Origin of the sequence: Actinoalloteichus hoggarensis, assembly GCF_002234535.1 — a bacterium.
In the GTDB taxonomy this organism is placed as follows: domain Bacteria; phylum Actinomycetota; class Actinomycetes; order Mycobacteriales; family Pseudonocardiaceae; genus Actinoalloteichus_A; species Actinoalloteichus_A hoggarensis.
Genome location: NZ_CP022521.1, coordinates 1,535,708 through 1,549,748, shown reverse-complemented (window position 1 = coordinate 1,549,748; position 14,041 = coordinate 1,535,708). Strand labels below are relative to the sequence as shown.

13 protein-coding genes and 1 pseudogene are annotated in these 14,041 nt (G+C 73.1%); 5 read left to right on the top strand and 9 right to left on the bottom strand.

The window, feature by feature from the left end; all coding sequences use genetic code 11:
• Positions 1–185: 185 nt before the first annotated feature.
• The gene (locus tag AHOG_RS06985) at positions 186–704 is read left to right on the top strand and encodes a MarR family winged helix-turn-helix transcriptional regulator (protein ID WP_093940616.1); all 519 of its coding nucleotides are present in this window, start codon (positions 186–188) and stop codon (positions 702–704) included.
• 28 nt (positions 705–732) lie between these two features.
• On the opposite strand, the gene AHOG_RS06980 is transcribed toward AHOG_RS06985, so the two are convergent.
• Positions 733–1,068 carry a DUF3817 domain-containing protein gene (locus AHOG_RS06980; RefSeq protein ID WP_093940615.1) on the bottom strand — a complete coding sequence of 112 codons (336 nt, stop codon included), beginning with the start codon at positions 1,066–1,068 and terminating at the stop codon, positions 733–735.
• A gap of 252 nt (positions 1,069–1,320) precedes the next feature.
• Here AHOG_RS06980 and AHOG_RS06975 point away from each other — a divergent pair, with 252 nt between their 5' ends.
• Complete coding sequence (locus AHOG_RS06975) at positions 1,321–2,889, top strand: DNA polymerase IV (RefSeq protein WP_211290544.1); 1,569 nt, start codon at positions 1,321–1,323, stop codon at positions 2,887–2,889.
• Between the two features lie 143 nt (positions 2,890–3,032).
• Here AHOG_RS06975 and meaB read toward each other — a convergent pair whose 3' ends face one another.
• The 3 genes and pseudogenes from meaB to AHOG_RS29820 all read right to left on the bottom strand — a co-directional run bounded on the left by meaB (position 3,033) and on the right by AHOG_RS29820 (position 6,306).
• Positions 3,033–3,986 (bottom strand): methylmalonyl Co-A mutase-associated GTPase MeaB, encoded by a 954-nt coding sequence (meaB, locus tag AHOG_RS06970; RefSeq protein WP_376700037.1) that lies wholly within the window; start codon positions 3,984–3,986, stop codon positions 3,033–3,035.
• Between the two features lie 19 nt (positions 3,987–4,005).
• Complete coding sequence (locus AHOG_RS06965) at positions 4,006–5,193, bottom strand: acetyl-CoA C-acetyltransferase (RefSeq protein ID WP_184450910.1); 1,188 nt, start codon at positions 5,191–5,193, stop codon at positions 4,006–4,008.
• 310 nt (positions 5,194–5,503) lie between these two features.
• Positions 5,504–6,306: pseudogene (locus AHOG_RS29820) on the bottom strand (DUF1028 domain-containing protein).
• Positions 6,307–6,687: 381 nt separating this feature from the next.
• Between AHOG_RS29820 and mce the strand changes: the two are divergent.
• A complete protein-coding gene (gene mce / locus AHOG_RS06955) occupies positions 6,688–7,140 on the top strand; it encodes a methylmalonyl-CoA epimerase (RefSeq protein ID WP_093944233.1) in 453 nt (150 codons plus the stop codon).
• A 517-nt stretch (positions 7,141–7,657) separates the two neighbouring features.
• Entirely contained in the window at positions 7,658–9,079 is a 1,422-nt protein-coding gene (locus tag AHOG_RS29815) for a coiled-coil domain-containing protein (protein WP_245856603.1), read from the top strand.
• Positions 9,080–9,101: 22 nt separating this feature from the next.
• Here AHOG_RS29815 and AHOG_RS06940 read toward each other — a convergent pair whose 3' ends face one another.
• Positions 9,102–9,887 (bottom strand): alpha/beta fold hydrolase, encoded by a 786-nt coding sequence (locus tag AHOG_RS06940; RefSeq protein WP_093940610.1) that lies wholly within the window; start codon positions 9,885–9,887, stop codon positions 9,102–9,104.
• 96 nt (positions 9,888–9,983) lie between these two features.
• Entirely contained in the window at positions 9,984–10,736 is a 753-nt protein-coding gene (locus tag AHOG_RS06935; protein ID WP_093940609.1) for an alpha/beta hydrolase, read from the bottom strand.
• A 249-nt stretch (positions 10,737–10,985) separates the two neighbouring features.
• On the opposite strand from AHOG_RS06935, the gene AHOG_RS06930 reads away from it, so the two are divergent.
• Positions 10,986–11,300: a hypothetical protein gene (locus AHOG_RS06930; RefSeq protein ID WP_376700036.1), complete on the top strand. Its 315-nt coding sequence runs from the start codon at positions 10,986–10,988 to the stop codon at positions 11,298–11,300.
• Between the two features lie 145 nt (positions 11,301–11,445).
• Here the strand turns inward: AHOG_RS06930 and dhaM are convergent, their stop codons facing one another.
• Genes dhaM through dhaK form a run of 3 tightly spaced genes read right to left on the bottom strand, consistent with a single transcriptional unit; the run spans position 11,446 to position 13,999 of the window.
• On the bottom strand, positions 11,446–12,303 hold the full coding sequence (gene dhaM / locus AHOG_RS06925) for a dihydroxyacetone kinase phosphoryl donor subunit DhaM (RefSeq protein WP_093940608.1): 858 nt from the start codon (positions 12,301–12,303) through the stop codon (positions 11,446–11,448).
• The gene (dhaL, locus tag AHOG_RS06920; protein WP_245856907.1) at positions 12,300–13,001 is read right to left on the bottom strand and encodes a dihydroxyacetone kinase subunit DhaL; all 702 of its coding nucleotides are present in this window, start codon (positions 12,999–13,001) and stop codon (positions 12,300–12,302) included. The genes dhaM and dhaL overlap by 4 nt, the downstream gene beginning before the upstream one ends.
• Entirely contained in the window at positions 13,001–13,999 is a 999-nt protein-coding gene (dhaK, locus tag AHOG_RS06915; protein WP_093940607.1) for a dihydroxyacetone kinase subunit DhaK, read from the bottom strand. The genes dhaL and dhaK overlap by 1 nt, the downstream gene beginning before the upstream one ends.
• Between the last annotated feature and the right edge of the window lie 42 nt (positions 14,000–14,041).

Sequence of the window (14,041 nt, the reverse complement as noted above, 5' to 3'; positions counted from 1 at the left end):
TCGGACGTCCCTGGCGCGCCTGCGAGCGACACGGACACGCCACGGCTGACCACGGCGAACGACACGCCGTGCCCCGGCGTGTCGGATTCGCGAGCCGTCGGACGATGCCCGACACGCTCGGCGTTGCTACCCGTCGGTACGGCCGTCACGCTCGCCGGGCCGAGACGCTGCTAGCGTCGATCCTCATGACCGGCCACCGACCACTACCGTTCGACCCCATCGCCCGTGCGGCCCGACTCTGGTCCGACCGCATCGGCTCGTCGGGAACGATGGCCGCGGTGACCAGTGTGATGCGGGTGCAGCAGATCCTTCAGTCCGCCGCCGACGCGGCACTGCGCCCGCTCAACCTCACCTTCGCGCGGTACGAGGCGCTCGTGCTGCTGTCGTTCTCCCGCCAGGGGGCGCTGCCCATGCGTGTCATGGGCGAGCGGCTCCAGCTGCACCCCACCAGCGTGACCAACATCGTGGACCGGTTGGAGAAGGACGATCTGGTCAAACGAACCCCGCACCCGACCGACCGCCGCACCACCCTGGTCGCCATCACCGAGGCGGGTCGCGAGCTGATGCAGGCGGCCACCACCGCCGTCACCGAGGTGCGCTTCGGCCTGACCGGCCTCGACGACGCCGAACTGACACAGCTCACCGCGTTGCTCGCCAAGGTCCGCCTGGCCGCGGGCGACTTCGACGCCGACGGCGAGGACTGACCCGCCACGATCGAGAAGGCGTCGCGGCTCAGCTCACGACCTGGGCCCGAGCCTGCGGCGTCGGCTCCTCGAGTCGGCCGGTCCGGCGCGCCCACCGCTCGAACACCACCGTGCCCAACGGCGGCACGCTGGAGATCAACGCCCACAGCGTCGTCTTCGCGTCCCAGTTCAGCGAGCGCCGGACCAGCACCACCGATGCCACGTACAGGACGAAGAAGGCACCGTGGATCGGGCCGAACACCTCGACCCCGATCTCCGTGTTGACCACCACGTATTTGAAGAACATCCCGATCAGCAGGCCCGTCCACGACAGCGCCTCGGCGACGGCGACCAGGCGGAATCGGGCGGCAATCGTGGCGAACACGGTCTTCCTCCATCGCTCGGCGGTTCTCGCGTGCGTCGTGGCGAGTCCCGGCCGTGCCGGGGCGACGACCGAGTGAGCCGCCGGAAGGCGTCCATCGCAGCTGTGCTCTCCCGACGCGCCCGTCACTGTAGAACGGCGCCGCTGGTGGGCCGGGCCGCCCCCTTGCGCATTCCCGAGCGGGACCGGCGACGCACGGCGGGGCGGAGAGCGTGTCCGAGCGGGATCGTCGGTCTGACGGGCTTGAATGGCCGGGTGACGCGGTGGGTGCTGCACATCGACATGGACGCCTTCTTCGCCGCCGTCGAACAGCTCACCCGGCCCACCCTGCGGGGCCGGGCCGTGCTGGTCGGCGGTACCGGCCCGCGCGGCACGGTCGCCGGGGCCAGTTACGAGTCCCGACGCTACGGCGCCCGCTCGGCGATGCCGATGGCCCAGGCACGCAGGCTGTGCCCGGTCGCCACGGTGCTGCCCCCGAGGTTCCGCGTGTACAGCGTCGCGAGCGAGGCGGTGTTCGCCCAGCTCCGGGAGTTCTCCCCGGTGCTGGAGCGCGTCTCGCTCGATGAGGCCTTCACCGAGCCGCCGAGACTTCAGGGAGCGACGGCGGGCGAGGTCGCCGCCGAGATCCGAGGGCTGCGCGAGCGCATCAGAGACGAGCTGGGCCTCGTGGCCTCGGTGGGCGCGGCGAGCGGCAAGACCATGGCCAAGATCGCCTCCGACCTCGCCAAGCCCGACGGGGCGTTGGTCGTCCCGCCGGGTGAGGAGCGCGAGACGCTGCGCGGCCTGCCGGTGCGGGCTTTGTGGGGCATCGGACCGGTCTCCGAGGCGAAGCTGCATCGCATCGGCGTGCGGACCCTGGGCGAGTTCGCCGCCCTCGACCTCGGCGACGTCACGGGTCTGCTCGGACAGGCCGTCGGCACCGAACTGCACGCGTTGGCGCAGGGCAGGGACGACCGTCCGGTCGCGGAGCGCTCCGAGAGCAAGCAGGTGAGCGCCGAGACGACGTTCGAGGAGAACCTGACCGATCCGATCCGACTCGCCGACGAGGCGCGGTCCATGACCGAGGCGGCGCACGCCCGTCTGATCAAGGCACACCGCGCCGCCCGGACGGTGACGGTGAAGGTGCGGGACGCCGACTTCACGACCATCAGCCGGTCCGAGACGATCAACGCCGCGACGACCGATCGGGGAACGTTGACGGCGATGGCCCTGCGCCTGGTCCGCCTCGCGGTGCCCGCCGGGACTCAGGTACGGCTGGTGGGCGTCTCCCTGTCCGGCCTCAGTGTCGGCGAGCAGGAGCCGCTGTTCGAGTCGGTCGGTCCGACGGCACGCCGCGCGTTCGGCGCCGCGACCGGGCGGTCGTGGCCGGGCGCGGCGTGGGAACCGGGGCCTGACGACGCCGAGCCGCCGGACGTGACCGTCGCCGACGTCCCCGTCGAGACCGCCCCCGCGGGCGTCGAGCCCGCCGCCGAGACCGCCGGGCAGGCAGCCGGCAGTGACTCGGTGTCGGGCCTCGGGCCGGAGCACGGCCCTGAGCGGGCGGAGCCAGGCGGACATCACCCCGGCGGCAGGCCGCGCGGCCATACGACCGGCGCGGCGATCGCCCGGCGAGCGGGTGACGACGTGTCGCATCCCGAGTTCGGCCACGGCTGGGTGCAGGGGGCAGGCGTGGGTCGGGTGACGGTCCGGTTCGAGACCCAGACGACGGGACCGGGGGCCGCCCGCACCTTCGCGCTCACCGATCCGCTGCTGACCACGGCCGACCCGCTGGACAGCCTCGGGCCCGCCTTCCGACCGTGGCGAGAGCCGGACCCGCCGACGTAGGCGACCCCGGTCAGCGGACGTCCGAGCGTGCCCGCCGAACGCGGCGCGGGCCGAGGTCGGACCGGGGCGCCGAGGTCGCCGCGCACGTGCTCGCCGGTGTCGCGCCGAGGCCGGCTCCGCGGCCCAGGGTCGTCGGAGTCGACTCAGCCGCGCAACTCGGTGATCAGCTCCTCGGCGGCGGAGTAGGGGTCGCTCCGGCCGTCGACGACACGTCTGGCGAGCTTCTCCAGGACGGCCCCGCCCCGCAGCTCGCCCATCTCGGCACGGAGCCGGGCCGCCGTCACCGCCTGGATCTCGTTCTCGGCCCGCCGCACCCGTCGCGCGTCCAGCTCGCCGTGTTCGACCATCCAGTCCCGGTGGCCGGCGATGGCCGCGACGACCTCGTCCACGCCCTCGCTCCTGGCCGCGACGGTCCGCACGATCGGCGTCCGCCAGCTGGGCCCCTCCTTCTCCCGCCTGCCCAGCGAGATCATGTACTTCAGCTCGCGCACCGTCTGGTCGGCGCCCTCGCGGTCGGCCTTGTTCACCACGAACACGTCGGCCACCTCCAGGATGCCCGCCTTGGCCGCCTGGATGCCGTCCCCCATTCCGGGAGCGAGCAGGACCAGCGTCGTGTCGGCCAGCGACACGACATCGACCTCCGACTGTCCGACGCCGACCGTCTCGATGAGGACCACGTCGAAGCCCGCGGCGTCGAGCACCCGCAAAGCCTGCGGGGTGGACCACGCCAGCCCGCCCAGGTGCCCTCGGGTGGCCATCGAGCGGATGAAGACGCCGTCGTCGGTCGCGTGCTCCTGCATCCGCACCCGGTCACCGAGCAGCGCACCGCCCGAGAACGGCGAGGAGGGGTCCACGGCGAGCACCCCGACGCGCCGTCCCGAGGCACGCAGCGCCTTGACCAGCGCCGAGGTGGAGGTGGACTTGCCGACTCCCGGCGGCCCGGTCAGGCCGACGACCTGTGCTCGCCCCGTGTGCGGGGCGAGGGAGGCCGCCACCTCTGCCAGCGAGGGGCTTCCGTCCTCCACCAGCGAGATGAGCCGGCCCAACGCTCGAGGCTGTCCGTCCCTGGCTCTGCGGACCAGCTCGGACACCGTCATACCGCGCGTCATGAGCGGCCTACGCCTTCGGCACGCGCAGCAGCAGCGCGTCGCCCTGGCCGCCGCCGCCGCACAGGCCTGCCGCCCCGACCCCGCCCCCGCGTCTGCGCAGCTCCAGAGCGAGATGCAGGACGAGCCGCGCGCCGGACATGCCGATCGGATGGCCGAGTGCGATGGCGCCGCCGTTGACGTTGACCCGGTCGGCGGGCACGCCCAACGCCCGGGTAGACACGATGCCGACGGCGGCGAAGGCCTCGTTGACCTCCACCAGATCCAACTCGGTCGGGTCGACGCCCGCCTTCGCGCAGGCCGCGGCGATGGCGTTCGACGGCTGCTCCTGAAGGCTGGTGTCCGGGCCGGCGACCATGCCGTGCGCGCCGATCTCGGCGATCCACTCCAGTCCGAGTTCCTCGGCCTTCGCCTTGCTCATCACCACGACGGCCGCGGCGCCGTCGGAGATCTGGGAGGAGGAGCCCGCGGTGATGGTGCCGTCGGCGGCGAACGCGGGTCGCAGGCGTGCCAGCGTGTCGACGGTCGTGTCGCCCCGAATGCCCTCGTCGGCGTCGAAGACCACCGCGTCGCCCTTACGCTGCGGGATCTCCACCGGGACGATCTCCTCGGCGAACACCCCTCGACGTGCCGCGGCGTCGGCGGTCTGATGCGACCGGGCCGCGAAGGCGTCCTGCTCGTCCCTGGTCAGCTCGTGGCGCGCGTTGTGCTTCTCCGTGGAGAGACCCATCGCGACCTGGTCGAACGCGCAGAACAATCCGTCATGGGCCATGTGGTCGACGAGCTGGACGTCACCGAACTTGAAGCCGGATCGCGACCCGGGCAGCAGGTGCGGCGCCTGACTCATGGACTCCTGCCCGCCCGCGACGATCACGTCGCACTCGCCTGCCCGGATGAGCTGGTCGGCCAGCGCGATGGCGTTCAGGCCGGACAGACACACCTTGTTCACGGTCAGCGCGGGCACGGTCATCGGGATTCCCGCGGCGACGGCGGCCTGTCGCGCCGGGATCTGCCCCGCTCCGGCGGTGAGCACCTGACCCATGATCACGTACTCGACCTGGTCGGGGGTCACACCCGCGCGGTCCAGCGCGGCCTTCACGGCGAGGCCGCCGAGCGAGGCGGCAGAGAAGTCCTTGAGCGATCCGAGCAGGCGCCCGATCGGCGTCCTGGCCCCGGCGACGATGACGGAACCGGTCACGACTGTCTCCTTGCGTGTGAGGGAGAGATGGCGAGCGGGATGCGGTGACATCGGCTCGGTTCGGACCCTACCCGGCGGTACCCGATCATCGGAGTCCCTGTCCGCGAGATCATCGTGTTCCGTCGTCCGTCCCACCGGAGCCACGCCGTCCCGGGCCGGGTAGGCCCGCTTCGCGAGCCGCGGGCGATCCGGCGCTGGAGCTGGCCGGCCGACGCGGCCACGTGGTGTGGACGCGGCCCGCCGCGCGGCCGATGCGGCCGGGCCGCCGCCGAGCCGGGAGCGCCCGGCACCGCTCGTGGTGGCGCGGGCCTCAGCCCACCGCGCCGAGGCTCCGCCAGGCAGGCGTCAGCGGCCCGCCGAGCGAGGCCTGATGCGCACACCAGGCGGTGAAGGTCGGCGAGAGGAGATCGGCGGCCGCGGCCAGGATCGGGGCCTCGGCGAAGTCGTGGGTCACCGCGCCGACCGCCGCCCAGCCGGTCAGCAGGGCGTCACCGGGAATCCGCTCGGCCGCGTCGACGAGCCGTCGTGCCAGGTCGGGGTCCTCGTGCAGGCGGTTGACGTTGGAGGCGAGCAGGTCGTGGGCGCGGTGGACGTCGAGCAGCCTGCTCAGCTCGCGCAGTGGATCACGGTGGTCGTCGACGCGCAGGTCGAGCGGCAGCACCTCGGCGCCGTCCGGACTCCGGACCACCAGGCCCGCCGACTGCTGACCTCGGACGTCGCCGCCCGCCTGCTGCCCGGCGCGCAGGGCGGCGAGCAGCCGCCGCGCCAACGGGCCGGTGGTGTCCAGGAACGTCTCCGACATCGCCTCGCACACGCTCGGCAGCGCGAGCAGGTTGCCCTGCACGGCGTAGTGCTCCTCCGCGAGGCCGGTCGCGTACGCGGGGGCGTCTCCACCGGTCCGGTCGCGGCGCCGTCCCTGCCGACGGCGCCGCACTGGACCTCGGCGCCGGGTGCGGCGTGCGAGAGGGCCTGCTCCGGATGTGCTCCGGACGCGATCCGATCGATGATCAACCGCTGTTCGGCGGTGCCGCCCGCTGCCAGCGCCGCCACGGCCGCCACACCCGGCTCCACGACGATCGCCCTGGCTCCGATCGCGAGCACGCAGCCCGCCACGGCCGCGCCCAGCTCACCGGTGGTCGAGTCTCTGGCAACGATCGAGAAGGTCACGGCGGAACCGTAGTTCACCGACGCCCGCCGCGCGGCTGCGACAGGTGGGCCGGTCGCGATCGTGAGGTCGTGATCGATCGGGACGGGCGGCGCCGGGTTCTCGTCGCGACCGCGCCGGCGGCGGTGCGGGTCCGGATCGCGCGGTGACGACCGCGGCGCACGGAACAGGCCTGAGAGGACCGCGATCGGGCCGCGAGTACCGGCGAGGGCAGGGACGTGATCGTGACGGGAGACCCGTGCCGCCGGGGGTCTCGCTCGCCGCGGCAGGCGGACGACACCCCGTCGGCGGCTCCGCTTCCCGGTCGAGCGTCATTAGGCTGGGTGACCATGCACAGCGAGATCTCGTCCTACGTCACGGCGGTCGATCACGTCGGGATCGCGGTTCCCGACCTGGACGCCGCCATCGCCTTTCATCACGAACACTTCGGCCTCGCCGCGGTGCACCAGGAGGTGAACGAGGCGCAGGGCGTGCGGGAGGCGATGCTGCGGGCTCCCGGCGACGACGGAGAGGGCACCGCCGTGCAGCTGCTCGCCCCGCTGCACGAGGAGTCGCCCATCGCACGGTTCCTGGAGCGCGGCGGCCCCGGCCTTCAGCAGCTGGCCTACCGGGTGACCGACGTCGAGACCGTCGCGGAACTCCTGCGCGCACAGGGCCTGCGTGTGCTCTACGAGACGGCCCGCCCCGGCACCTCGAACAGCCTGGTCAACTTCGTGCATCCCAAGGACGCGGGCGGCGTGCTCGTGGAGCTCGTGCAGCCCGCGGCCGGGACCGAGGCCTGATCCCGCCCCGCGGGGACTCCGCCGCTGTCGGGGCGGTCGCTTCGACGGCGGGACGCACTCGACTCGCCGGATTCGGCGGAACGGCCGGGCCGTCGACACCCGCGAGGGTGACGCTATGCGGATCGTCTCACCACATCGGGCGGTCGATCCCCACGATCGTGGAAGTCGACCGCCCCGGTCGGCTGATGCCGCGACCCCGGACGACCGACGTCGACCGCTCGGCATGCCGCCGTCGCCGCTCGCGCACCCGCCGTCGCCGACCACGGGCGGACGACACCTCGAACGAATGCCGGTCGCCGACGAGCCGACCGAGAACCACAGACGGGTTACTCTCCGCATCCACAGTGGACCATATCGTGTGCGTCACGCTCGACTAACTCGCGATCGCCGAAACGGCAAGCCGAACGGGCCGCCGTCAACAGGTCGGCGGACATGGTGAGCAGAATCGCGAAATCCGGGTAGACATTGACCAAGAGTCATCCCGGATTCACCGTACTGGGCAGGTAGCGTGACAACCATGGGCCTCGCTGACGACCGTGATCTTCTCCCGTTGGGCTCCGGCTTCGAGACAGTCCGGCGCGGCGGCTACAACCGTGCCCAGGTCGACGAACATCTGGAGCGACTAGACACCGACCTGCGCATCCTGGCCGCCGACCGCAACGCGGCGCTCTCGCAGGCCACCGACCTCGCTCGGCAGCTCGAGGGCGCCCGTGCCGAGGCCGAGACGCTGCACGCTCAAGTGGAGCGGCTGAGCCAGCCCCCGACCAGCCTGGAGGGGATGAGCGAGCGGCTCCAGCGGATGCTGCGCCTCGCGCAGGAGGAGGCGAACGAGATCCGCGCCCGCGCGGAGTCCGACGTCGCCGAGATCAAGGCACAGTCCGAGGCGGAGATCGCCGAGCTTCGCAATCATTACGATCGCCTGATCACCGAGAACGAGAATCGGCGTCAGGAGATGGAGACCGAACACCGCACCGTCCTGGAGAACGCGAACCGCGAGGCGGAACGCACCGTGACGGAGGCCAGGAACGAGGCGGGCAGGCTCGTCGCCGACGCGGACCGCGCCAGGAAGGCCGCGGACGACGAGGCGGAGGCCCGCCGCGTCAAGGTCGACGAGGACTTCGAGATCGCGATGTCCGCCCGTCGGACCGACGCGATGCGAGCACTGGCAGAGCAGGAGGCGCACAGCAAGGCCGAGGCGGAACGTCGCGTCCGCGAGGCGACGCACGAGGCGAACCGACGCCTTCAGGAGGCCACCGGCGAATCGCATCGCCGCGTCCGAGAGGCCACCGAGGAGTCCAACCGACGGGTCAGCAAGGCACAGAACCAGGTGGAGACGCTACGTAAGCACCGCGCCCGCCTCGCCGAGCAGGTCAGGTCGATCAACGCCCTGCTCGCCGACTCGCTGCCGCTGATCCAGCGGTTCGAGGAGGAGACGGACGCACCGTGGCCGCACTTCGCGCCGCCCGCACCGCAGCAGCAGAATCAGCAGGCCGCCGCCCCACAGCAGAACCAGGCGTCCGCCGCCTCTGGGGCGCCCGTGTTCGACCCGCCCACCCAGCAGCTCCGACTGCCGGACGGGCCGCTCGCCTCGGCACGCCCGAGCGAGGGGACCGAGGCGGGCGCAGGCGGACACACCACCATCCTCGCGAAGCCGACGGCGAACGCGGAGTCCACCGAGGTCCTGCGCACCGACGGCGCCGGGGCATCGAACGAGACCGAGCTGTCCGACGCCCCGGGAGGCTCCGAATCGGGCGCGCCCGCGAACCAGGAGATCACCCTTCGCTGGTCGGAGTCCTCGGGCGGCGGCACGCGCATCCAGGAACCCGTGGGCACCGGTTCCGACCCCGCTGCGGAGGAGGGCGTGACGGCCGCCCCCTTCACCGCGCAGCAGGAGGAGCAGGCGACCGCCACGCTGCCTCGACCCGGCAGCCAGACCTGAGGCGACCGCGGCGGGGCCGCCGTCATAGGCCCCGCCGCTCGGCCAGCCACGGCAGCACGGCGGCGAGAAACGCGGCCGGTGTCTCCATCGGCACCAGATGCCCCGCGTCGGGGACGATCTCCAGTCTGCCCTGCGGCAGCAGCTCGACGAGTCGTTCGGCCGTCTCCGGCGGGGAGAGCTCGTCCTGTTCGCCGATGACGATCAGCGTCGGCAGCCCGGCGTCACGCAGCAGGGCGGTGGAGTCCGGTCGAGCGGCTATCGCCCGCTGCGCCCAGGCGATGCCCGCGGCGGGCTGAGCGTCGATCAGGCCGCGCAACCGGTCGACGACCGCCGGGCGCGTCGCATGCGTCGCGGCCCCCACGAGCTTCGGCAGCATCTCGGCGGCGAGCCAGTCGGCGCTCCCCTCGGCCTCGATACGGGTCGCCGCGTCGAACCGGGCCTGCCTCGGCCCCTCCTGATCGGCCTCCGACTTCGTGTCGACCAGCAGCAGACCCGCGACGCGCTCCGGTGCCAGCCGCAGGAGCGCCATCGCGGCATAGCCGCCCATCGACGCACCGCCGACGACCGCCCGTTCGATCCCAAGCCGGTCCAGCAGCGCGACCACGTCGGCGGCGACCACCGCCAGATCCGCGTCGGGCGCCGCCGCGTCGCCTGCGACGAGCGGCGCGGTTCCGAGGCCGCGCTGATCCGGAGTGATCAGGCGGACCTCCTCGGCCAGCACGGCACGGACGTCGTCCCACATTCTCGAGTCGAGGGGGAAGGCATGCAGCAGGACCAGAGGCAGACGGTGCTCGGCGGCTGTCGACATACGGCCATCCTGCCGGCGGACCTCGGCCGATCCGGCGAGACACCCGGCCCGCCCGACGGCTCCGGACCGGTCCGCGAAGACGATGCGACCGGGGACTCAGCCTCGGTGAACGGAGAAGTGCACGGACTCGCAGCGTCCGTCCCAACTGCGGGGCAGGGGCGTCGGCACGGCGGGCGCCACGATCGACACGATCCCGTCGAGCACGTCGTCCGCCCGACCGACCCAGAGATGTCCGGCGCCCGGATACCCGACGATCTCGGCCTGTGGCACGACGCCGAACCGTTCCCGAGCCTCGGCAGGCCGCAGCCGATCGTCCAGCTCGGGTACCAGGGCGTGCAGCGGCCTGCCCCACCGAGCCCAGGCATCGAGGTCTTCCGGGCCGCTGGAGCGCAGCGGCGGCGACAGCAGCACCGCGCCGCGCACGGCGGGAACACGGCCGTACCTCACTGCGAGATCGGCGCCGAACGACCAGCCGACGATCCAGAGTTCGGGCAGTCCCCGGCGTACCGCCCAGGCCACGGCGGCGGCGACGTCGAGCCCCTCCAGCCCACCGTGATCGAAGACCCCGTCGCTGCGACCCGCGGCGCTGGCGGTCCCTCGGGTGTTGAAACGCAGCACCGCCAGGTCGGCCAGAGCGGGCAGCCGCCAGGCGGCCTTGCGGTAGAGCTGTGAATCCATCATCCCGCCGTGAGTCGGCAGCGGATGGAGGCATATCAGGGTGGCCTGAGGCGGCCGGTCCGCGGGCAGCGCCAGCTCGCCGACGAGCGCCAGACCATCCTCGGTGCGCAGGGTGATCGGCGTTCGGCGGCCGGGAAGCACGGTGCCCGACCGGATGGGAGTGCTCGTCATCGTGGTCGATGCTGCCGGCCGACGCGGGCGGAGGGACACACGGCGTGCGGGACAGGTTGGGTGCCGCCCGGCGCCGAAGGCATCGCTTCGTCCCTCCTGTCGACCTGCCACCGGAGACGAGCGGTCGGACGGCATTCGGGCGCGTGATTCGCCAGCGGCGATGACGGCGGTGACGTGCGTCTCGCCGAAGCACCCTCCCCGGCGCGCTGGTCGCCGACCATCCCGGCGGAACGGCTAGCCTGTGCCCCCGTGCCACGCCGTAACCATCCCCGCCGTGCGGGCTCCGCCGCAGCGTCGAGTGAGCCCCGCGGCATCGGAGCGACGCTCGGTTCCGCCCGTCGGGTGGCCGCGCCCGACGGCGACTGGCTGGTTCGCACCGTCCCCGGCACCCAGGCCGCCAAGATCTACCGGTGCCCCGGCTGCGACCACGAGATCCGGGTGGGCATCTCCCACGTCGTCGCCTGGCCCGCCGAGGACCACGGCGGTGTCGAGGACCGTAGGCACTGGCACACCGGCTGTTGGAACGCGCGAGGCCGACGCGGCCCCACGGCCCGGCGGCGCTGACCCGGGCCGGCCACCCACGAGACACCGGAGGGACGGCGCTCGGTGCCCGACCGGACGGTCCTGGCACAGGGACGAGGGCCGCGCGTTCGTCAGCGGAGTCGAACCGCCCCGAGTCGCGTCGTCGACGGCGCTCCGGGAGGCCGAGTCACTCCTCGAACTCCCGTGCGGCCAGGTCGGTGACCCGGCGCAGTGCCTCGCCCGCGTCCGGACCGACGGCCGAGACCCGTACCGTCGCGCCGCCGCCCGCGCCGAGTCCCATCAGGGCGAGGACGCTGGCGGCGTCGGCTTCACGCTCCCCATAGCGCACGGTGACGCGAGCGTCCAGCCCGGCGACGCGGCGGGCGAGGAGGGCCGCGGGTCGGGCGTGCAACCCGACATCGTTGCGCAGTTCCACCTCGACCGCGCCGCCGTCGGGCAGCGCGGACGGGTCCGCGGCGGCGTGTTGCGCGGAAGGCTCGGACTCGGCGGCACGCCGCGACGACTCCGCCGCGTGGCTGACCGCCTCTTCCACGGTGGGCGGGCCGGCATCGGCGGCACCGGCCTGCTCGGCGGCGCCCGCCATCGCGGCGGCGCCCGCGGCGGGCTCGGCGGTACCGGAGGCGGGATCGGCCAACGCCCATTCCGCGTCGGCGGCCGCCGAGGAGGCCGTCAACGCCACCGAATCCAGATCCGCACCGCCCTGCGCGGCGACGGCGGCCGCGACCGCGCCCTCCACGAAGGGGGCGTCGGCGACATAGGCCCTGCCGGGGTCGTCCAGCGCCTCCACCGCCAGTTCAGCCGTCATCTGGGCGCTGCCCAGGTCATAGAGGATCACCACGCCACGCCCGTGTTCGGCCCGTTCCACGGCGGCGGAGACCAGTTCGAGGTCTGTGCCGAGCCCACCGCCGGGCAGCCCGCCCGCCGCCTCGATGCGGACGTCGGGCGCCATCTGGCCCGCCAGCTCGGCCAGCCCCGCGGCGAGCTGTGCGCTGTGCGAGACGAGCACCAGGCCGACGAGGCTCATGCGTCCTCCCCCGGCGCGGCGGCAGGCTCGGCCGACGCGCCGCCGTCCTCGGCCGACCGGGCCGACTGCGACGCGGCGGACCCGGCCAACGACGCCAGGATCAACGCGGTCGACCGGGCACCGGGGTCCAGGTGTCCGGCACTGCGCTCACCGAGGTAGGAGGCACGGCCCTTGCGGGCGACGAGAGGGACGGTGGCCTGCGCGCCCGCGTCGGCGGCCGCCGACGCCTCGGCGAGCACCTCGGCGATCGTGGCGCCGCGTTCGGCGGCCGCCGCGGCCGCCAGCACGGCGGGCCGCAACGCGTCCACCATCGTCTTGTCGCCCGGCTCGGCCCGTCCGCGCGCCACGACGCCCTCCAACGCGGCCTCCAACGCCGCGGCGACGGCCGTCGCATCGAGGTCGGGGCGGTCCCCGATCGCGTTGCCCGCGCGCAACAGGGCCGTGCCGTACAACGGTCCGGCCGCACCGCCGACCGTGGAGATGAGAGTGGCGGCCACCTGCCGCAGGACCGCGCGGGGAGTGTCACCCTCCGCCGAGGTCACCCGGTCCACGACCGCGTCGAAGCCTCGACGCAGGTTCTCGCCGTGGTCTCCGTCGCCGATGGCGCGATCCAGCCGGACGAGTTCGTCGCAGTGCTCACGGACGACCCCGGCCACCCGAAGCCACGCCGCCGCCGTTCCCGCCCCGTCGCAGTTCATCATCGCCCCCATCGCAGCGCGGGCGTGCTCACCGGCGCGTCCCACCACTCGATCAACTCATCCGTCAGCCGGAGCAGCGTCAGGCTGATGCCCTGCATCTCCAGGCTCGTCACATACGGCCCCACCAGACTGCGCTCGACGAGCAGTCCTCGCTCGATCAGCAGCGCGGTGGCGCTCCCGTGGGCCAGGTACAGCTCGACCAGCGGGGTGCCGCCCATCGAGTTGCTGAACAACAGCACCCGATCGCCCGGCTGCCACTCCAGGTCGTCGAGCACGGGCTGCAGCAGCATTCGCACGAGGTCTCGAGCAGGGGCGAGCCGAGTCCGCTCCCGGCCGGGCTCGCCGTGGATGCCGATGCCGATCTCGATCTCGTCCTCGCCCAGCACGAAGCTCGGCTCGCCCGCGTGCGGCACGGTGCAGGGAGCCAGCGCCAGTCCCATGCTCCGCACGTTCGTCACCACGGTCCTGGCCAGTCGCTCGCAGGTGTCGAGGTCGGCGCCTGCCTCCGCGGCGGCTCCGACGATCTTCTCGACCAGCAGCGTGCCCGCGACGCCCCGTCTGCCCGCGGTGAACAGCGAGTCCCGCACGGCGACGTCGTCATCGACGATCACGGTGCGGACGTCGACGCCGTCCGCCTCGATCAGCTCCGCGGCGGTCTCGAAGTTCAGCACGTCGCCCGTGTAGTTCTTCACCAGCAGCAGCACACCCGCTCCGCCGTCCGCCGCGGCGACGGCCGCCTGAATCTGGTCCGGCGTCGGAGAGGTGAACACGGGTCCGGGGCAGGCCGCGGTGAGCATGCCCGGCCCGACGAAGCCGCAATGCAGGGGTTCATGCCCGGAACCGCCGCCGGAGATCACGGCGACCCGGCCGCGTACCGGCGCGTCGGCCCGCACGACGAAGGCCGGATCGGTGTGCACCCGCAGATCGGGATGCGCGGCGGCCATGCCGTGCAACGCCTCGGTCACGACGGCGGCGGGATCATTGATGATCTTCTTCACTGCCGTGCTACCCCCAGACCGCCCGCCGGATCGTCGGCCCGC